Annotated in this window: 16 protein-coding genes and 1 other RNA gene; 8 read left to right on the top strand and 9 right to left on the bottom strand. The window is 47.4% G+C overall.

Going from position 1 to position 20,192, the window contains the following annotated elements; genetic code table 11:
* Positions 1-59: 59 nt before the first annotated feature.
* The 6 genes from B2Q61_RS08150 to hrcA form a co-directional block, all read right to left on the bottom strand.
* Entirely contained in the window at positions 60-449 is a 390-nt protein-coding gene (locus tag B2Q61_RS08150; RefSeq protein WP_290618865.1) for a response regulator, read from the bottom strand.
* Positions 450-466: 17 nt separating this feature from the next.
* Complete coding sequence (locus B2Q61_RS08145; protein WP_290618867.1) at positions 467-3,382, bottom strand: response regulator; 2,916 nt, start codon at positions 3,380-3,382, stop codon at positions 467-469.
* Positions 3,383-3,450: 68 nt separating this feature from the next.
* Complete coding sequence (locus B2Q61_RS08140; RefSeq protein WP_290618869.1) at positions 3,451-6,204, bottom strand: FAD-binding and (Fe-S)-binding domain-containing protein; 2,754 nt, start codon at positions 6,202-6,204, stop codon at positions 3,451-3,453.
* 97 nt (positions 6,205-6,301) lie between these two features.
* Entirely contained in the window at positions 6,302-7,258 is a 957-nt protein-coding gene (locus B2Q61_RS08135; protein ID WP_290618871.1) for a sugar kinase, read from the bottom strand.
* Between the two features lie 232 nt (positions 7,259-7,490).
* Positions 7,491-8,084 (bottom strand): nucleotide exchange factor GrpE, encoded by a 594-nt coding sequence (gene grpE / locus B2Q61_RS08130; protein WP_290618873.1) that lies wholly within the window; start codon positions 8,082-8,084, stop codon positions 7,491-7,493.
* 29 nt (positions 8,085-8,113) lie between these two features.
* Entirely contained in the window at positions 8,114-9,142 is a 1,029-nt protein-coding gene (gene hrcA, locus B2Q61_RS08125; RefSeq protein WP_290618875.1) for a heat-inducible transcriptional repressor HrcA, read from the bottom strand.
* A gap of 146 nt (positions 9,143-9,288) precedes the next feature.
* Here hrcA and nadK point away from each other — a divergent pair, with 146 nt between their 5' ends.
* From nadK to B2Q61_RS08110, 3 genes are all read left to right on the top strand, one after another.
* Positions 9,289-10,170 (top strand): NAD(+) kinase, encoded by an 882-nt coding sequence (nadK, locus tag B2Q61_RS08120; protein ID WP_290618877.1) that lies wholly within the window; start codon positions 9,289-9,291, stop codon positions 10,168-10,170.
* Between the two features lie 155 nt (positions 10,171-10,325).
* Complete coding sequence (recN, locus tag B2Q61_RS08115; protein ID WP_290618879.1) at positions 10,326-11,999, top strand: DNA repair protein RecN; 1,674 nt, start codon at positions 10,326-10,328, stop codon at positions 11,997-11,999.
* 64 nt (positions 12,000-12,063) lie between these two features.
* Positions 12,064-12,417 (top strand): outer membrane protein assembly factor BamE, encoded by a 354-nt coding sequence (locus B2Q61_RS08110; RefSeq protein ID WP_290618881.1) that lies wholly within the window; start codon positions 12,064-12,066, stop codon positions 12,415-12,417.
* Positions 12,418-12,471: 54 nt separating this feature from the next.
* Here B2Q61_RS08110 and B2Q61_RS08105 read toward each other — a convergent pair whose 3' ends face one another.
* Together B2Q61_RS08105 and B2Q61_RS08100 are read right to left on the bottom strand one after the other, a co-directional pair.
* Positions 12,472-12,804 carry an RnfH family protein gene (locus B2Q61_RS08105; RefSeq protein WP_290618883.1) on the bottom strand — a complete coding sequence of 111 codons (333 nt, stop codon included), beginning with the start codon at positions 12,802-12,804 and terminating at the stop codon, positions 12,472-12,474.
* On the bottom strand, positions 12,797-13,240 hold the full coding sequence (locus tag B2Q61_RS08100; RefSeq protein ID WP_290618885.1) for a type II toxin-antitoxin system RatA family toxin: 444 nt from the start codon (positions 13,238-13,240) through the stop codon (positions 12,797-12,799). The genes B2Q61_RS08105 and B2Q61_RS08100 overlap by 8 nt, the downstream gene beginning before the upstream one ends.
* A 127-nt stretch (positions 13,241-13,367) precedes the next feature.
* Between B2Q61_RS08100 and smpB the strand changes: the two genes are divergently transcribed.
* The 4 genes from smpB (at position 13,368) to B2Q61_RS08080 (ending at position 18,525) form a co-directional block, all read left to right on the top strand.
* Positions 13,368-13,850 (top strand): SsrA-binding protein SmpB, encoded by a 483-nt coding sequence (gene smpB, locus B2Q61_RS08095; protein ID WP_290618887.1) that lies wholly within the window; start codon positions 13,368-13,370, stop codon positions 13,848-13,850.
* Between the two features lie 192 nt (positions 13,851-14,042).
* Positions 14,043-14,403, top strand: a transfer-messenger RNA (tmRNA) gene (gene ssrA, locus B2Q61_RS08090).
* Positions 14,404-14,617: 214 nt separating this feature from the next.
* Positions 14,618-16,339: a diguanylate cyclase gene (locus B2Q61_RS08085; RefSeq protein ID WP_290618889.1), complete on the top strand. Its 1,722-nt coding sequence runs from the start codon at positions 14,618-14,620 to the stop codon at positions 16,337-16,339.
* A gap of 116 nt (positions 16,340-16,455) precedes the next feature.
* Positions 16,456-18,525: an amidohydrolase family protein gene (locus tag B2Q61_RS08080; RefSeq protein WP_290618891.1), complete on the top strand. Its 2,070-nt coding sequence runs from the start codon at positions 16,456-16,458 to the stop codon at positions 18,523-18,525.
* Between the two features lie 67 nt (positions 18,526-18,592).
* Here the strand turns inward: B2Q61_RS08080 and arfB are convergent, their stop codons facing one another.
* Positions 18,593-19,012 (bottom strand): alternative ribosome rescue aminoacyl-tRNA hydrolase ArfB, encoded by a 420-nt coding sequence (arfB, locus tag B2Q61_RS08075; protein WP_290618893.1) that lies wholly within the window; start codon positions 19,010-19,012, stop codon positions 18,593-18,595.
* Positions 19,013-19,329: 317 nt separating this feature from the next.
* Between arfB and B2Q61_RS08070 the strand changes: the two genes are divergently transcribed.
* Positions 19,330-20,172 carry a PEP-CTERM/exosortase system-associated acyltransferase gene (locus tag B2Q61_RS08070; protein ID WP_290618895.1) on the top strand — a complete coding sequence of 281 codons (843 nt, stop codon included), beginning with the start codon at positions 19,330-19,332 and terminating at the stop codon, positions 20,170-20,172.
* Positions 20,173-20,192 lie beyond the last annotated feature (20 nt).

Here is a 20,192-nt window from a genome sequence, read left to right as displayed (position 1 = left end):
TTTTTAAATTTCTAGCTGAAGCTTGCGCAAAAGGATGACGCCCTCATTTTATCTGTGCGTTAACGACTGCCAGATTGCTGATTATACAACTGATGTAAAGTATCCCCCAATAGCATGGGGTCGAATGGCTTTTCAATCACCGCAATGGCGCCGGCATCGATATATTGCTGCTTTTCATTTTGCTGAATTTTTGCCGTCATAAACACTACCGGTGTGTGTGTTGTTACCGGTAACTGCCGCAACGCAGCCAGGGTCTGCAAGCCATCCATTTGCGGCATCATTACATCCAGCAGAATAAGCTGCGGTGCAAAATCTGCGGCCTGAGCCAGTGCGCTTTGACCACTATCGCAGCTAAGTAACTCAAAACCGGCCACATCTACCAGGGCAATTTCTGCGACCGTACGGATTGATTCATCATCTTCGACATGCATTACCCGTTTTAGTACCATTTCTGCCTCTTGTATACTTAATCAAGGATGTTTTTTAAATACTTTGCCAGTATCTCAGTATTTATACGGCTTTTACTAAATACAGCACGTACTTTTTGTTTATTTTCAACGCTTAAATCCTGTGCAGAGAAAATGACTACCGGAATGTCTCCCTGACAATCGGTAATATCATGCAACAAACTCATGCCATTACCATCAGGCAAGCCCAAGTCCAGTAAGATAAGATCAAATTGTTGCTGCTGCAGCATTTTTTTTGCTTGCTCCAGCGATGAAGCTGCATGATATTCACAAAGATTCGCCAGCTGCAGCCGCATTATAGTGATGATATCGTTATCATCTTCAACATGTAAAATGCGTTGGTGGCGGTTTGCATAAGGTAGTTCAGTTAATAACCGCCCAAGTTTCACGCTTAATAGCTCTGGGGTCACCGGCTTTTCCAGCCAATCCAGCGCATTCGCTATAGCGGCTAACTGCAATTTCCCTTGTTCGATAAAGGCAGAGATAACAAGTACCGGTAAATTGGCTGTTGCGGGGTTATCACGCAGCCGCAGAAAGAAATCAGCTCCGCTTTCTTCATCCAACTTCAAATCCAGCGTTATCGCCGCATAATCCTTTTCTGCTAACCGCTGCCATGCGGTTGCACTATCTGGCGCCCAATCGGCAATATAATGCTGAGTCTGCAAAAACTCACACAGCACCATTGCCGTATCTGCATCATCTTCTATTACCAGTATCGCTTCATGAAGCCCGGGATGAACTAGTGTCTGATGAATTGGCAACTCCAGCCAAAACGTAGCCCCCTCACCCGAGACGGAGTTAACACCAATATCCCCTGCCGATTGCAACGCTATTTCGCGGCTAATCGCCAAACCAAGTCCGGTACCTGTTTTGGCCTGATTATCTTCATGCTTTAACTGAGAAAAACGCTTAAATAGCTGCCCCTGGTCTGCCAAAGCAATGCCCGGCCCTTGGTCCTGCACCCATATTTTTACCATTTGGCCGTGCACTTCTGCTCCCACTGAAACCGTTGCTTGTGGCGGCGAAAACTTGACTGCATTGGATAAAAAATTAGCCAACACCTGCTGCACACGGGCTGCATCTACCCACAACAGCACATCCGGAACCGGATTTAGCGTTAGCGTAACGTTATGCTGCTGTGCAAATGGCTGATGCTGCTCCAGTGCGTCCTGCAGTATACCTGGTAATGCTACCGCAACTTCGTCAAAGCGCATTTTTCCAGCTACAAGCTTTTCGATATCGAGCAAATCGTTGATAAGCAAATTTAAGCGCTGGCTATTCTTATGAGCAATACCAAGCAATTTTTCCGCTTTTGGACTGAGCGCGCCACCGGCCCCGCCCAACACTAACCCGAGCGATCCACTAATTGAGGTTAATGGCGTTCTCAGCTCGTGGCTAACAGTAGAAACAAAATCATCTTTGAGTTTCTCTATGCGTTTAATTTCACGGATATCTTTGATGATTGTCCAAATAAACTTTTCATCGCGATCATCACTAAACAGTACACCGTTAAGTTCAATATCTATCAGCTCGCCGTTTTTATGCCGGTACTGCTTAATATAAGGGCCGTAGCGACCGTATTCTGTCAGCGCTTTTAGTTGCTCCTGCTCCGCAGCAGCATAATGCTCCGGGGTCAGATCCCAATAACTTAATTGCTTTATTTCGGCCAGTGAATAGCCGGTAAGTTTCTCCATGGCCGGATTCGACTCAACAAAAGCACCGTCACTAAACCGGTTTAATAAAATAGGGAGCGGCGATAACTGATATAACGCAGACAACTTTTGTTCTGACTGTTTAACCAGTTTTTGTTGCTGCGATACTTCGCGCCGGGCCTGGCGTCGCAAAAAGGTTATAAGCAACACCGCAAGAAATAACATGCTAAAACAGGCTGCCAGCCATATCAGCCAGATAATTTTATCTGTTCGCTGTTGCGTATTCACCTGGGCGCTAATATCGTGCCAGCTCAGACTGACTACTTGTCCGTTTTGCTGGTTATTTTGCCCCCACACCGGCCATGGTAATAATGACACAGCATAAATTCTTTCGTTAAATTCTAAAATAAGCTGCTGCGGGCTGCTGACGTTTTCAGGTATCAGCTGATTGTTCAACCAGAATTGCAACATATCTGATTGGGTAGGACTGTGCCAGAGCCGTGACGTCAACCATTTTGCTTTGACATCATCATGCAGGGCAATTGTCATTGTGGGTTTAACCAGTAATATCGTACTCTGTCTGGCTTCTTTAACCAAGTTGTCAGTAGAAACTCCACTTGCTGCATAGTATTGCTGGCGAGCGGCAAAAACGGATTGCAAATCAAAACCAAGCTCAACAGCGGCCTGCACTTCATGCCGACTATTAAACACCGGCACTACCGCTCGCAGGCTTAAACCGTGGCGGCCAAGTTCTGTTCCGGTAACCCGGGTACCACTGGTTAAGCTGTGCATCACCAGCGGCCGGATATTTATTAAGCTGTCACTATGACGTTCCGGCCGATGAGCACGCAGTAAGGTAAAGGCATCCGGCGCCAGATGCAGGTGTAACTGACTGGCGCCATACAGTGTAACTTTCTGCCAATAACCATTGAGGATTGGTAAAAGTTGCTGACGAATTGCGCTAAGGTCAGCCTTGGGCCCTTGTTGCTGATAGCGTTCGACAGCTTGCAACAGCAACTGTTGCAGGGTGGGGTCAGCAGCAATAAGATCGACGGCTAATTCAAGTTTTCGTTCAGCTTCCTGTTGCAGCAATTGTTGTTTTGTCAGTTGCAGCAGCTGAATGTCATTGAGTCGTGACTGAAAGTGACTTTCCCGCTGCGTATTGGCATACCAGGCAGCCAACAGAAAAGTAATCAGGATCATCAGTGCGGCAACTATGTAGCTTTTAGTAACATTACTTTTTTGCTGATCAGATTCTGTCAACTTGCTGTCTCCTGATACTCTATCCCTTGCAGCATCATGTATTTGCGGGTGCTATGCAAACTATTACATTACCGTGCGCACTTATCCAGCAAATAAATAATATGCTGATATTCAATACCACTATGATGAGATAAGCCAATTTCGCAGGTGCGGCTGGTCGATACCCCCCGTGAGCACTTACTTACCTGAGCAGCTAAATCGGACAAGGCTGAGGCATTAAGCTCTGGTAGCACAAAACCTTTGTCACCGGCAAAACCGCAGCAGCTGATCCCCTCAGGGATCACTACCTGGCCGGTACAGGCAGCAGTTAATTGCTTAAGCGTTGCCGCCTGCCCTAACTGACTGGCGCTGCAACTGGTATGCAGCGCCACCGGCTCTGGCTGCGGTATTATGCTCAGCTTTGGCAGTACCTGCTGATACAGAAAATCGACGCTGTCGATGATTGTCAGGCGTGGGTCCAGCTTGCCCTGCAAGGTTAAACTGCAGGGGCTGCTGTCGGAATAAATCGGGATCTGACCCCCATTACTGGTTTCTAACAACCACTGGTTAAGCGCGGTTTGCTTAAGTTCAGCTGCAGCAAGCTGACCTTTTGATAAAAACGGCATGCCGCAGCACTGGCTAGCCAGCCCGGGCGCCGTGATCAGCTGATAACCGGCTTTAGCCAGTAAGTCAGTACTTACCTGCATCAGGCTGCGGCTGTCCTGACTATCAGCCTGCGGCGCCATTACCCGGCTGCTGCAACTGGCCAGATAGATAACAGGCTTACGCGCAGGATTTGTTTTATTTAATGCAGCATCCTTAACATTGGGCATAGCAGTAGGCATGGCACGGTGCCAGCCGGGTAACACCTTAGCCAAGCGCTGCCCTGCGTTAAGGCCAAAGCGTGCCATCGAGCTTACCACGGCAAAATGGCGGGCCATAAAGATTGCCAGCCCCTGCCAGCGCCGGTTGTTTTCAGCGCGAAGAAGCCGGGTTAAATCACCGGTATTAATACCAACCGGGCAAGCGCTGCTGCACATACCGCAGGCTGCACAGGTATCATTGCCGGCATACTGATAAGCTTTATTCAGGGCCTTCAGCCGCACTGCATCCTCGCCCGTTGTTTGCAACCGTGAAATTTCCCGCTGCGTGACAATGCGCTGGCGCGGGGTCAGGGTTAACTTACGCGACGGGCAAACCGGCTCGCAAAAACCGCACTCAATGCATTTATCGACCAGTGGATTAGTCGCCGGCAATGGTTTTAAATTCTGCAAATGCAACTGCGGGTTATCACTAAGTACCACGTCCGGGTTAAGAATATGCTGTGGGTCCAACAACTTTTTCAGCCGCCACATCAGCTGATAGGCATCCTGTCCCCACTCCAGCGCAACAAACGGCGCCATATTCCGACCCGTGCCATGCTCGGCTTTAAGCGAGCCGCCAAATTCGACGGCCACCAGTTGGGTGACCTCCTGCATAAAGCTGGCATAGCGCTTAACTTCAGCCGGATCGTCAAAGCCCTGGGTAAACACAAAATGCAGATTGCCCTCTAAAGCATGACCAAAAATAATCGCTTCATCATAGCGGTATTTAGCAAATAACTGCTGCAGTCGGGCCACGCCATCTGCCAGCTGCGAAAGCTCAAAAGTGACATCTTCAATAATCACCGTAGTGCCGGTCTGGCGTACTGCACCCACTGCCGGAAAAGTGCCTTTGCGAATGGCCCAAAGCTGGTTAAAGACTTTCGGATCAGTACTGAAATCCACCTGCTGCTCCAGGGTAAAGCCCTGCACAATCGTACGAAGCTCAGCAAGCTGCTGCTGTAATACCTGAGCGGATACCGCGGTAGTTTCAATCAGTAAGGCGCAGGCATTATCTGATACCTGCTTAACCCACCCTGGCATGCCGGCTTTATGTTCAACCGAGCGTAAACTGCGCCGGTCGAGCAGCTCCACCGCAGATACCCTCAATGGCTTTAGTACAGTTACTGCCTGACAGCACTCATTAACCGAGGGAAATACCAGCAGGCCACTGGCCCGGTGCGGATAATCCGGCACCGTGTTATAGGTTACGGCACTGATAAAACCGAGGCAGCCCTCAGAGCCGACCATTAAATGAGTAAGAATATCAATCGGATCAGTAAATTCGGTTAACGCATTCAGCGAAAAGCCCGTGGTGTTTTTTAAACGGTATTTATGGCGGATTTTGGCACAAAGTTCTTCGTCCTGCCGGGTTTGCTCAGCCAGCAACGCCAAATCGGCCAGCAAGCTGGCGTGGCTTTGCCTAAAAGATGCGACACTGTCACCGTCTTCGGTATCCAGCACCGTGCCATCGAACAGCACCAGACGCATCGCGGCCAGGGTATTAAAGCTGTTGTGGGCAGTACCGCAACACATACCACTGGCATTATTGGCGACAATACCACCAATTTTGCAGCTGTTAATTGATGCCGGATCAGGGCCGATTTTGCGCTGAAACTTACTCAGGACACTATTGGCCGCGGCGCCAATTACCCCGGGCTGCAAGCGAATTTGTTCACCCAGACCACGCACCTCGCGCTGCTGCCAGTTTTCCCCCAATACCAGCAGCACCGAGTCGGTGACTGCCTGGCCGGATAAACTGGTACCCGCCGCCCGAAAGGTAATGGCTACCTTATGCTGATTCGCCAGTTTCAGCAGCGCCACCACCTCGGCCTCAGATTCTACCCGCAGCACAAGTTTGGGTAACAGGCGATAAAAGCTGGCGTCGGTACCATAAGCTAACGTAGCGATAGGGTCGTCAAAATAGCGCTTAGCGGGAATAAGCTGTTTTACGGCTTTTTGGAATGCAACAGGTAATGGCACAGCAAAACGTCTCAAAACTACAGTTAGCTTAAGTGATATCAGGTTTTAACTTTTTTGGCTATGCCCTGATCAGCAAGACATAACAGAATGCATAACTTTAATTTGCAAAATCTGATGGCCGGTGGCTGGCACCAAAGCGTTTAAATTGCTCTTCGCCGACAATAGCACCGACATGCCCGACCACAAAGCCAGCCAGCCGGGCAGCGAACTTAACAGCTTGTTGTGGGGCAATGCCGCCAAGGCGGGCTGCTAAGTATCCACCGTTGAAAGCGTCACCGGCAGCCGTGGTATCAACCACTTTTTTCACCGGATGGGCCATGACGCTAAAGCATTGTTGTTCAACACGACCATTAATGCCGTTTTTGCCATCTTTAACAATAATTTCAGCTACACCCAGTTCCGTTAGCTGTTCCACCACCTGATCGGTGCGCTCAGCGTCAAACAGCACTTTATGGTCAGCCAATCCAGGCAGGGCGATATCGGCTAACCGGTACGCCTGGACAAAGGCCGCTTTAGCAATATTGGCATTGGGCCACAGTGTCGGCCGGTAATTAGGATCAAACACAATCTGGCTGCCGTCCTGTTTTAGTTGTTCCAGCAAGGTGAATAAAGTGGTGCGGTCAGCATCGGATAACATCGCCAGGGTAATGCCAGTAAAATAAAACATATCACAGCCTTTAAGCGCATCGTAGTTACGTTGCACCGTATAACACTGCATGACCTGTTTGGCGGCAGAGTTGTCACGCCAGTAAACAAAGCTGCGCTCGCCAACGGCATCGGAATTGATCATATACAGGCCGGGGCGGGCTGTTTTGCTGCGCAGCATCAGAGTGGTATCAATTTTTTCTTGCTCAGCCGCCGTTAGCAGCTTGTCACTTATTCTGTCGGTGCCCACTGCGGTGAAAAACTGCACGTTTACCGGCACTTCGCAGCTGCGCGTTAAATAGACAGCAGTATTAAACACATCGCCGGCAAAGTTCAGCTGATAATTGTTCCTTTCTACCTGCCAAAACTCAACCAGACATTCGCCCATCAGCACAATACGTTTGATCATATATTGCTCCTTAAAAGACGGTTTTTAGTTGGTTAGCAATGTCAGTGGGTTGCCAATGCGCGTGTCTTTCCCGCCTACTGGCTTATTAACTATCACTGTCTATTTATAACAATAGCAGCTGGCTAATCCAGACACTAACTAATCGCTGGTTCTGCCAGCCTTATTTTAAGCAGTCAATTATTCTGGCAATAAAAAAACCGGCTGCCGCCGGTTTTTTTATTAATCAGATAGTTTATTCCGGTGCTTTTGACACCCCAACCATGGCCGGACGTAATAACCGGCCATTTAATTCATAGCCTTTTTGCATCACAAAAGTCACAGTATTCGGCGCAACATCAGCAGAAGGTTGAATAGTCATCGCCTGATGCTGATCCGGGTTAAAGGGCTCACCTTGCGGGTCAATTTGCTGCACACCGTATTTGGCGACCGTATCCAGAAAGCTTTTCATGGTCAGCTCTACGCCTTCAATAATACCGGCAAAGGCTTCATCTTCGCGGTTAATAAACGCCAGCGCCCGCTCCAGATTATCGACCACCGGCAACAAATCACCTGCAAATTTTTCCAGCGCAAATTTGTGGGCTTTTTCCACATCCTGACTGGCGCGACGACGGGCATTTTCCGCATCTGCTTTAATGCGCAGCATTAAATCCTGCTGATCTGCCAGTTTGGCCTGGGCCTGAGCCAGTTCGGTTTCCAGTTTCGAAATTACCGCTTGTTCACCAGACAATTCAACAGTATCGGCTTGATCATTAGCCTGGCTTTCCTGGTTCGGGTTATCCTGCTTAATCTCTTCAGCCTGCTCGTTCGGCTTTGCTTGCTCTGTCATGCTAACTACTCCAAATGAAAGTAGGTCTATTATGGGGATGGATTCTGTCGATTCAAGTTTAAATTTAAACGATGCGCACAAGCTTCCACCAGTGGCACCAACCTGGCGTAATTCATGCGCCGTGGTCCAAGCAATGCGATAAAGCGATGCGGCTCTGTTTGATAACGCTGACTGATAATACTCACCGGGGCCAGCTCCACAAACCCCGATTCTTTGCCCAATATAAGCTTTGGGTGCGCGTCACTGGAAATCTTTTGCAATAAATTAATTAAGCCGGCAGGTTGCTCCAGCATTTGAAATACTTGCTGAAGTACCGGATTTTGCTGGTACTCCGGGCTCAACAGTAATTGGTGCTGACCAAAAATAAGGGGTTGATGCTGCAAAAACTCATCCAGGCTAAGTTGCCCCAACACTTTGTTAATCAATAATTGACTACAGCCACTTTCATTTCTGGCAATGCCTGCCAGACGGGCAATGCCGTCCTGCCACTGGCCGTTCGACAAAGCTGCATTGAGCAAACACAATACTTTGCTCAATGTAGCGCTGTCGATACTCTGGGCGCAGTCAAGAACCCGGTGTAAAATATCGCCATCTTCATCCACCACCACCAGCAGTAAGCGGTCACTGGCCAGGCGCACCAGATCGATTTGCCGCACTTCGCGGCCACTGGCTTTGGGCGCACTGATAATGGCAACACAGCCGGTCAGGTTAGTTAATAACTGGCCGGCTTGCTGACACAACAACGATACCGGCAACGTCGGTACCAGCTGGCGCTGTATTTCAGCCTGCCAGCGACCATTTAACGGTTGCATGGTTAGCATTTTATCTATGAATAAGCGGATACCACTGGTGGTGGGCACACGACCGGCCGATGTATGGGGTGAGCGAATAAAGCCTTGCTGTTCAAGCTGCACCATAGTGTTGCGCACGGTGGCAGAGCTGACATCCAGTGCCTTATTTTCAGCAATAAGCTTACTGGATACCGGCAGACCATCAGCCAGATATTGCTCTACGATCAGCTTTAAGATCAGCTCAGTCCTGCTGAGGTCCACCGCCATACTACATAATACCTTATTCAGTGTTGGTTATGGATCTGGGGGCTAAAACAGCAATATCAAGTTGATAAATCACCAAAATAGCGCAGAGGCTGGTCGTCGGCTAATGTGACCGCTATACTGGCACAACACCAGCCAGGAACCCTTATATGAGTCATGCTTTTACAAAAATTGGTTTGATTGGAAAACCCAATCATCAGGGTGCTAACCATACCCTGGTTAGCCTGTATCATTTCCTTTGTGCTAAAGGCCTTGAGGTGTTTGTTGAAGAGCGGGTTGCCCATTCACTTGCTTTGGCCGATGCCAGGGTTCTCGACTTAGTGGACCTGGGTAAAACCTGTGATCTGGCCATTGTGGTCGGTGGTGATGGTAATATGCTTGGTGCCGCAAGGGTGCTGGCCCGGTTTGATGTGGCAGTGCTTGGTGTTAATCGGGGCAATTTAGGCTTTTTAACGGATTTATCACCCGAGCTTTTTGAACAACCTTTAGCCGATGTGCTGGACGGCAACTTTGTTACCGAAAAAAGAAACCTACTGGAAATATCGGTACACCGGCATGGCAGCATTAAAAGCAGCAACAGCGCAGTGAATGAGGCCGTATTGCATGCTGATAAAGTGGCTCATATGATTGAGTTCGAAGCCTATATTAACAACGAGTTCGTTTATAGCCAGCGTTCTGACGGTTTAATCGTTAGCACGCCCACTGGCTCAACGGCTTATTCACTCTCTGGCGGCGGACCAATACTTACCCCGGATCTGGACGCTATGTGTCTGGTGCCCATGTATCCCCATACGTTAAGCAGCCGGCCACTGGTCGTGTCAGGCAACAGTGAAATTTGCCTGAAAGTAGCCGACACTAACGACGCTCACCTGCAGATCAGTTGCGACAGCCATGTGATTCTGGCAGTGATGCCAGGAGATGAAATCTACATCCGCAAACACCCTACCCCACTGCGATTGGTGCATCCCCCCGGCTACAGCTATTACCACGTATTACGCAATAAACTGGGCTGGGGTAAAAAACTTTACTAAACAGTCGCACTTTTCTAAAGGCAAGCTTGCAAATTCGACAATTACTGTATAAATTTACACTGTATACATGCACAGTTATTGATAGCTGTTGCTGAGTTAATTAAAACAGGCGTTACCAACAGTATTTAACAGTCGATTCAGCCGGGAGTCACCGTATGCTTAGCCACCTTCATATCAGCAATTTTGCCATCGTGCGCGCTTTAGAAATAGACTGGCTGGCAGGCATGTCTACCATAACCGGTGAAACGGGTGCAGGTAAATCTATTGCCATCGATGCGTTGTCACTATGTTTAGGTGAACGGGCCGACGCTACAGTAGTGCGCCCAGGTGCCGACAAAGCTGATATTGTTGCAACCTTTGATATTGCAACACTGCCTCAGGCGCAGCACTGGCTGGAACAACAGGATTTAGCAATGGGCAATGAATGTATTGTCCGACGGGTAATCAATAATGAAGGTCGTTCCCGCGGCTATATCAACGGTGTGCAGGTACCAGCGCAGCAACTTAAAGCGCTGGGCCAGTATCTTCTGAGCATCCATGGCCAGCATGCCCATCAGCAATTATTAAAACCCGATTATCAGCGCCAGTTACTGGATGCTTTTGCCGAAAACGTGCCCCTGCGTAGCGAGTTAAAGCAATGCTATCAGCAGTGGCAGGCGTTAAAACAAGAATACCAGCAATTGCAGCATAGTCAGCAGCAGCGTGACGCACAACGCCAGTTGCTGGAGTATCAGGTGGCCGAGCTGGATCAATTTGCGCCCGCTGAACACGAGTTCAGCCAGCTGGAAGCGGAGCAAAGTCGGCTCAGTCATGGCCAAACCTTACTCAGCCAAAGCCAGCAATGTCTGGAGCAATTATATGATAGCGACGATAGCTCAATATACCAGGCGCTCTCTGCAGTAAATCAACAACTGCAACAACTCTGTGAGCTGGATAATAGCTTAACCCCGCTGCAACAGATGCTGGCAGAAGCTTTAATGCAAACTGAAGAAGCCAGCCGCGAGCTTCGCCGTTATGCCGACAAAGTGGAACTCGATCCACAACGGTTACAGCAGGTTGATGAGCGACTGGGCCAATGGCTGAATTTAAGCCGGAAACATCAGGTAAGTTTTGAACAATTGCCGGATTTTCACCAGCAACTGGCGCAGCAACTGGCAGAGATAACCGGCGATGACCGACGATTAGTGCAATTAGAAGCAGAACTTACTGAAGCAGAACAAGGTTATCAGCAGTTTGCCACAGATTTACATCAGCAACGCCAACAGGCTGCTGAAAAACTCAGTGCAATGATCGCCAGAAGTATGCATGAACTGAGCATGGCCAATTCGCAATTTGAAATTAAGGTTCAAGCGCTTAGCTTAGAACACGCCAGTAGCCATGGCTGGGACCAAATCAGCTTTACGGTATCCACCAACCCGGGCCAGCCATTACAACCGCTGGCAAAGGTAGCATCGGGCGGCGAGTTATCCAGAATAAGCCTGGCGGTGCAAGTCATTCTGGCAGATAAAATTACTACACCAACCCTGATTTTCGATGAAGTAGATGTTGGCATAAGTGGCCCGGTGGCCGCTGGGGTGGGTAAACTGTTACGTCAGCTTGGCGAAACCACTCAGATAATCTGTGTAACCCATTTGCCACAAGTGGCCAGCCAGGGACATCAGCAGTTGTTTGTTGAAAAATATACTGATGGTCAGGCTACCGAAACCAGGATGCGGATCCTGAATGATGAGCAACGTATTGGCGAAATTGCCCGTTTACTGGCCGGTGAAAATATCAGTGCCAGTGCACTGGCCAATGCCCGCGAACTTTTGTGTGCACCAGCAGTCTGAAAAGAGATTTTTCAGCAAGGCTGTCATAGGGTATGATAGGCGCAACCGGACTTAACAGACGAAAATGATGAATAAAGTAGTACAGATTTTAGTAGTAATTGGCCTGCTTGCCAGCTTAAGTGCATGCTCTAACGTAATTTACCGGATAGATGTTCCTCAGGGAAACTTTCTGGAGCAAAAAGACATTGATAAATTGCGGGTGGCGATGACCAAAGAGCAGGTGAAATTTGTGCTGGGCAGCCCTGTTGCCGAAAACGCATTTGACAATGACACCTGGCATTATTTTTATTCATTGAAAGGTGGCCGTGGTAATAACTTTAAAAAGCAATTAATCGTCGAATTTGAAGACGATAAACTGCAAGATATTTCTGGCGACTTTGAAAAATCTGAAGACTTCAATACGCCGCTGGATATCTGATTTACTCAGAGAGTATTTAAAAATAAAAAGGCCTGCTTGCAGGCCTTTTTATTTTTAATGTTCCTGCTTTCTTCCACCCGTCACTTTATCTGCCCGCCCTTCTTCTTTGGCTTTCTCTGCCCGGCGCCGGCGTAAATCTTTCGGATCAGCTATTAAAGGCCGGTATATTTCGATTCTGTCGCCGTCATTTACTTGTTCATCATGCTTAACAGGCCGGCTCCAGACACCTATTTTTTGCTGACTTAAATCAATTTCCGGATATTGCTGCAAAATGCCTGATTGCTCAATAACTTGCATAACCGTGCTGCCGATAGGTACCGTTATGGTTAATAAGCTTTGCTGGGTGGGCAAAGCATAAGCTACTTCTACCGTAACATGCTCAGCCATGGCTCGCTCCGTAAACTACCTTGGCCCGCTGAGTAAACGCATTAACCATGGCCGCGGTAACTTCTGTGAATATTTTTCCAAAGGCAAACTGTACCAGCCTGCTGGAAAACTCAAACTCTAAATGCAGCACCACTTTACAGGAGTGTTCATTCAGAGGTACAAAGTGCCAGCCTCCCTGCAAACGTTTAAACGGCCCATCGACTAATTGCATATCTATCCGTTCATTCGGATGCAAAATATTACGGGTAGTAAAAGATTGACCAATACCCGCCTTGGAAACCTGCAACTTCGCCACCATCTCATTTTCTGACTGGCTTAATATATTTGCTGAAGTACAGCCAGGCAGAAATTGTGGGTAATCTGGTATGGTGTTTACCAGGTCAAACATTTGCTGCGCACTGTAAAAAACCAAGGCACTGCGCTCAATTTGTGGCATACTCACTCCCCTTAAACTCGCTGCTGATTGTAACAGAATAACGCGGGGCAACAAGGCCGGCATAGCACGGCTTCATCGGGATCCAGAGCAGCGTACCCGGTCTACGCGTTAGTAAAAATAGCGAATTATGAGCAAAAAAAAATCAACTAAAAACACAAATGGTACTATCGCCACCAATAAAAAAGCCCGCCATGAATACTTTCTGGAGGACAGATACGAGGCCGGCATTAGCTTGCAGGGCTGGGAAGTTAAAAGTATCCGTGAAGGCAAAGTAAACTTGTCTGATGCTTACGTTATTCTGAAAGACGGCGAAGCCTTTTTGTTTGGTGCACAAATTCAAGCCCTAAAAAGTGCCTCCAGCCATGTTATCTGTGACCCGGATCGCAGCCGTAAATTATTACTCAACAAACGTGAGTTAATGAAGCTGATTGGCTTAAAAGAGCGTGATGGCTACACCCTTATTGCCACAGCCATGTACTGGAAAGCCTGTTGGGTAAAAGTAGAATTTCATCTGGCCAAGGGTAAAAAGCAGCACGATAAGCGCGATGACATTAAAGATCGCGACTGGTCACGCGAAAAAGAACGGATGATGAAACACAGTAAACGTTAATTTTTCAATTACCCTTGAAACTAACGTTCACTAACACCATCTAAAGACGTGTGACAGATGGTAATTGTCACAGTCAGTTTGCTGGTAAAAACGGCGTTTGGACAAACTGCGACTCTTTGCTCCTTGTGATAAGCAGATAGCAGGCGTACAATAGCCAAACACTGAGAGTTTAAGTGTTACACCACAGAATTCGGGGCTGATACTGGATTCGACGGGATTCACGAACTCCTAGGTGCATGCCGAGGTGCGGTAGGCCTCGTAAAAAAACCGCAAAAAACTAGTCGCAAACGACGAAAACTACGCACTCGCTGCTTAATAGGCAGTAGAGAGCTCTTCCCCTCACGCATGTCTGTAAGCTGAGACTCTGGAAGATCACCCCTAACAGAATCGCGTCGCGTCTTCGCCTGGAGACAACACGTTAAAACCAATCAGGCTCGCCCGACGATAGCCTGCCATTCGGCGCTCATAGGGTTAACTAAATGAATGTGCTAAGCATGTAGTACCGAAGATGTAGGTTTTTCGGACGGGGGTTCAACTCCCCCCAGCTCCACCACACAAAGCAAAAGGCCACCGCAAGGTGGCCTTTTGCTTTTCTGCTTTGTTGGCTAATCGATGTCTTACCAGCACTTGCTTTATGGGCTGAGATATAGGCTATAGTTAATGGTGTTGGCAATATTGCGGTTTAATTTAATGTTATGGTCCGAAACCAAGTGAGCCGGTAACCTTAAATAAATTATTTTGTGTACAAAGGATAACAACAACCAGGTATGAGCCGTTACCAAATGCTCGGTAGAGCACTCTTTTTTTCTTTGTTTGGTGCGTGGACTTTTTTCGCGACGGCAAATACTCCCTCTTCTGATCCGCCAATAATATTGGTTAATGACCGTTTGTTTTTACTGGAAGATCAAACATCCCACTTAAATCCTCAGCAAGCTTTTGCGGCATACAAGCAGGGTGCATTTACTCAGAATATTCATAATAAAGTGAGTCTTGGTTTTACTCAAAGCACCATCTGGGCGGTATTGCCGATTGAAAACATTACAGACGGGCCTTTGCAGCGGGTTATAAAAATCGACAATGCCTGGCTGGACAATGTTGAGCTTTATTTTTTCACTGCCGGCGCATTAGTTAACCAGGTGTCGATAGGCGATAACGTGCCTTTTACCCGGCGCATGCGAAAAGAAAGGATGCCCTCGGTGGCGCATCAATTTCCGGTGGGCACCTCTCATGTGCTTTTTCGGTTTAACTCTGAAGACCCTTTAACTATTCCTATATACATCGGTAGCGAAAAAGCAATGGTGTCCGCTTTTGCCGCCAATGCTTATTTTTACGGCGCTTTATATGGTGGGTTACTGATACTGCTTATTTATAACCTCGCATTGTATTTTTACTTAAGGGAACTTCGGTATTTACTCTACCCTACCTATTTGTTTGCGTTTACCGCATTCAATTTCACTTATACCGGCCATGGCTTTTGGCTGGTTTGGTCTGACTCTGTCTCCATGCAACAATGGTTAATGCCCAGCCTAATGTTCTGCTATATATTTTCGGCGGTGATGTTTACCATAGGCTTTTTAAATACGCGTACTTTTTTACCCTCTTTGTTCGCCTACAGACACCGAATATATGTCAGTCTCATCGTAATAGCCGGCCTGATTTTTTTGTTAGGCGATCGCTCGCTGATCATAATGATTCAGTTGATTATGTTAACCAGCCTATCCGTCTGGATGCTCCTGGTGGGATACATGGCATACAAAAATAATGATCCCCTTGCCAAGTTTTTTGTTCCGGCAATTATTATGGGAACCGGAGGCGCCACCATTTCCAGTTTTGCAACCTGGGGCGTTATTCCTTATTCACAATGGGCGTTTCGAGGGATAGAGGTGGGCATGCTATTAGAGATGTCATTATTGTCTATATCGCTTGGTTTTAATTTCAAATTAGCGCAAGAAGCCCGTAAAAGTGCCGAAAGCAACGCCCTGCACGACCCATTGACCAACTTATATAACCGCAGGGCATTCTCAAAACTTGTTCAGCCAAGTTGGGAGTTGGGTAAAAGGAATAATAGTCCAATGTCCATTATGTTGATGGATTTAGATTGGTTTAAACGAATTAATGACCAATTTGGTCATGCCGCAGGAGACCTTGTACTAGAGGGGGTAGCCAAGGAAATTAAAAGTCGTATTCGGGAGTCTGATCTCGCCTTGCGCTGGGGGGGAGAGGAGTTTTTAATCTTTTTACCCAATACCGATAGTAACCAGGCAAAACAACTCGCAAAAGATCTACGTGCACAAATTGAAAAAATTAATATTAATAAAATAGGCAGTGTGACGATAAGTATCGGCGTTGTGAGTACGACGCCAGATCAAATAACGCTGGATAAATTAATTACCCTGGCTGACGATGCACTTTACTCGGCGAAGGAAAAAGGCAGAAATACCGTGGTTGTCACGAGTTATAGCAAGTCCACCCCGAAGGCAAACATCTGATCAATCATCATTGCTTATGTGTTGAATAAACTAAAACTTCTGGCAACCCTGCTGATTGTCTTTTTCATAAGCTGTGCAATACTGGTTGCTGACTTACTTTAATACAGGCCGTTCTCATGTTTAAACACCTGACGCTTAGCTTATTATGTCTTGCCCTATTCAGTTGCTCACCAGCAGATAAAGCGCAGGCTCTCGCCAATAAACCCACAACGTCGCCAAGCTCTGAAACCTATGCGGTGTTATTTGGCGGCGTCAAAGTTGGTGAGCTTAACGTAGAGAAAATCAATAATGAGCTGAGTATTGATTATGGTTATAGCAATAATGGTCGCGGGGCAAGCAGCGTTGAAAGCCTGCGACTGTCTGATACCGGTTTGCCGTTAGCATGGCAAATTGACGGCAAAACCGTGTTTGGCAATGCCGTTGCTGAGTCTTTTCAGGCCGCTGACGGTAGCGCCTCATGGCAAGATGCCGCTGGCGGCGGTAAAGCCAGCTTTTCAGCTGAATCGATGTATGTGGCGCAAAACGCCAGCCCTTATTCATTGTATATTTATGCCAGTGCGCTGCTCAATAATGAAAACAATACGTTGCCTGCGCTACCTGGCGGCGAACTTCGGATAGACAAAATTGATACCGTTACCTTAAAAAGTGCCAATGCCGATACGCCAGTCGACGCCAGTATTTATGCTATTTCCGGCATCAGTTTAGACCCAAGCTTTATTGCACTGACCAATGACGGGGCCATGCTCGGCTTTTTGTCGCCTCGCTTTACCCTACTTAGAAATGATCTGATCGACGAGGATCAAACACTACGGCAGCTGGCGGCAGAGCTAAATGCATCCCGCTTTGAAGCAATTGCAAAACGTGCCACCAATACATTTAACAAGCCAGTTCGTATCAATAATGTAAGGATTTTCGAACCACAGACGTTATCGCTTTCCGAGCCAAAATCAGTGCTATTAAACCAAAATAAAATTGCGGCAATTGAGCCGGTAGTGCAAACGCCTTCCCCGAATGAGGTCGTCATAGAAGGCAACGGTGGCACCCTTATTCCGGGCTTATATGAAATGCATGGCCATATGAGTGATGACGATGCCTTGCTAAATGTAATGGCTGGCGTTACCTCGGTACGCGATATGGGTAATGAAATGGAGGTACTTGAGGCGCTGGAAGATAAAATTAAGCGCAATGTGTTAATTGGCCCAAGGATCAGCAAAAGTGCCTTTATCGAAGGCAAAAGTCCGTTTTCTAACGCTACCGGCGAGTTGGCAGCAAGCGAACAAGAAGCAGTAGATTTGATCAAAATGTATGCTGAGCGCGGTGGCTATCATCAGATTAAAATTTACAGCTCTGTTAAAGGTGAATGGGTGCCAGCGATGGCGGAGGAGGCCAAAAAGCACGGCATGCGGGTGGCTGGCCATATTCCGGCATTTTCTAAAGTTGATGAAATGATGCTAAGCGGCTATGACGAAGTAACGCATATTAATCAGCTTATGTTGAGCTGGGTGCTGGACAGAGAAGAGGACACCCGCACCTTGTTCCGGATCACCGGCATGAAACGCTTTGCAGATTTGGACCTTAATAGCAAAGCGGTTAAAACGTCACTGGATATTATGGTGGATAAAAATATCGCCATCGACCCCACCATGGTGATCCATGAATTCGGGCTTACCGGCCGCAACGGCGAAACCAGGATTGGGATGGTAGATTACATTGATCACATGCCTATTGGGGTGCAGCGCTCTGCCAAACAAGCCCTGTTGAATGTGGCAGATGATGCCGAAGATAAAGCGTATAACGCGGCGTTTGATAAAATTCTGGCCACGTTAAGCCTGATGCATCAACGGGGCATTTTTATCGTTCCCGGCACCGATTTGGGCGGCGCATTTGAGCTACATCGCGAATTAGAACTGTTTTCAAAAATAGGGATGTCTAATGCCGAAGTGTTACGGCGGGCCTCTTACGATATGGCTCACTATTTAGCTTATGGTGAGCAACTAGGTAGTATTGAAGCAGGTAAACTGGCTGACTTTTTCTTAGTGCCGGGCAATCCGCTGGCAGACTTACGCGCAATTAAAACAATATCGATGGTGTCTAAGGATGGCCAGATTTATTTCCCCTCTGAGGTTTACCCTGAATTTGGTATTAAACCCTTCACGGATATACCGCAGATACATTACGGCGAGTAACCTTCTTTATCAATCTGCTGAAAAGACCACCTCGAGGTGGTCTTTTGTTTGCTGTAGCTATAACACACTAGTGATCAGGCTTGCCCTGGCGCAACGCCTTGGTTTTACTGCGCTGCTTTTTGCCTTCTAACCGTCGTTGCTGGCTGCCATAAGTCGGCTTGGTTGCTACCCTTCTTTTCTGTACTTTGGCGACAGACTGCACCAGCTCAATAAACTGTACCAGCGCCTGTTCCCGGTTCATTTCCTGACTACGGCTTTGCTGACACTTAATAATAACTTTACCGCTTTTGGTAATCCGGTGATCACTGCGATTCAGTAAGCGATGTTTATAAAACTCAGGCAACGACGAGGCATTGATATCGAAGATAATCTGCACGGCTGTCGATACTTTATTAACGTGTTGACCACCGGCTCCGGACGCACGAATATATTGCCATTCAAGCTCACTGTCGGCGATACTGACACTTGTAGAAATTGTAATTGCCACGCATTTCCTTCCTCTTTCCGCTTAAATTGCCGTTTTATGAACTTAAGCTTAATTTATCAACGAACTGGTGATAAAAAAGTTTAAAAAATTAACAACTGTAAAATCAAGTTATTATTCGAAAATTAGCTTTTATTGGAACAGATCTGGCGACTTTGGGTTTGACCCACAAAAAGATGATCTGCATAGTAATTGTGCCTGAGCACAGTGAAGTGCCCTACTTTATCATGGACGGTTAGGACTTAGCAGGCTAAGCACTGAAACATAAACCGTAATTTTATCGATAGCTTGGGTAGTACTATCATCTTTAGGGTATAACGATGACACTGTTTAATCCGACATTGCCAACGCCGGAGCAAAATGCTTTTGTGCCAACAATTTCATCACCGAAATCAGCAACCGAACTAAACTTATCTGACTTTAGTACTTTTTTCCAAGCGTCTCAGGCTATCAGCCCCAATGAAAAGAATAACGTATTTCGCTTACGTCATAAAGTTTACTGCGAAGAACTGAATTTTGAGCCGCCCCGACCGTCAGGGCTTGAACAGGATGATGATGACCAACGGGCATTGCATTGCAGCCTGACTGAAGCGCACAGCGGTGAGATAGCCGGTACCGTGCGATTAATTCATTGTCAGCAAGAACCTGGTCCATTGCCCATTGAAAAGTATTATGCTGGCCGCTTTACTGCCCCGCACTTAATCCCACAGTGTTTTCCGCGGGAACATGTCTGTGAGATCTCCAGGCTGGCTGTTGCTGCTAAGTTCAGACGCCGCTTAAAAGATGCGGCCGCAAAGGATTTACCTGCGCTAAGCACCGCCAATCAGCCGTTTCATCGTTATATTGCTATTGGACTTTATCTGATTGCGACAGCAATGTGCCTTGAAAAAGGGTATTTCCACGGTTTTGTCAGCATTGAGCCCAGTCTGGCCAGAATTCTGCAGCGTATCGGCATTAGTTTTACCCAGATTGGCGAAGCCATCGACTTTAACGGTAAACGTGCGCCCTATTATTTGGATGGTCGCGAGGTTTTCGCCAATCTGCAACCTGAGTACCGGCAATTAATGCACAGTTTAAGTCAGCAATTGCTCAGCAAGAGCGCGCAACATAGTGTGCGGCAGCAAATTAATCCAGGTTCTGATTTACACTGGGCCACAGCCTGATAGATTGCGTATCTGAATTA

This window comes from Arsukibacterium sp. UBA5043 (assembly GCA_002415085.1).
Classification (GTDB): domain Bacteria; phylum Pseudomonadota; class Gammaproteobacteria; order Enterobacterales; family Alteromonadaceae; genus Alishewanella.
This window is presented reverse-complemented; position numbering and strand designations above follow the sequence as displayed.